This is a genomic window from Shinella sp. M31 (assembly GCF_049199205.1).
Taxonomy (GTDB): domain Bacteria; phylum Pseudomonadota; class Alphaproteobacteria; order Rhizobiales; family Rhizobiaceae; genus Shinella.
In genome coordinates this window covers 33,815-34,056 of the sequence record NZ_JBLZPH010000021.1, presented here as the reverse complement: position 1 = coordinate 34,056, position 242 = coordinate 33,815, and the positions used below count along the sequence as shown (strand labels likewise).

Here is a 242-nt window from a genome sequence, read left to right as displayed (position 1 = left end):
CGCCTTGCCGAACTTCTGGCGGAACTGGATCAGGTCGCATTCCCAATGTCCGAACTGCCTGCGATCGGCAACCACATCCGGACGGCGCAGGATGTTGAGGTCCGGGCTGAAACGCTGGCCATGCCGGCGCCTCGCATGCCGCGCCCGGCATCGAGCCCGATGTTCCGGCAGATGTTTCCAGAGCTTGATCGCGTGACCATCCGGCGAATAGGCGAACTTGTAGATCGTCTCGTGGCTGACGG

Annotated in this window: 1 pseudogene; it reads right to left on the bottom strand. The window is 62.8% G+C overall.

The window, feature by feature from the left end:
• Positions 1-242, bottom strand: a pseudogene (locus tag ACOZKU_RS03680) (IS30 family transposase); the annotation flags it as partial.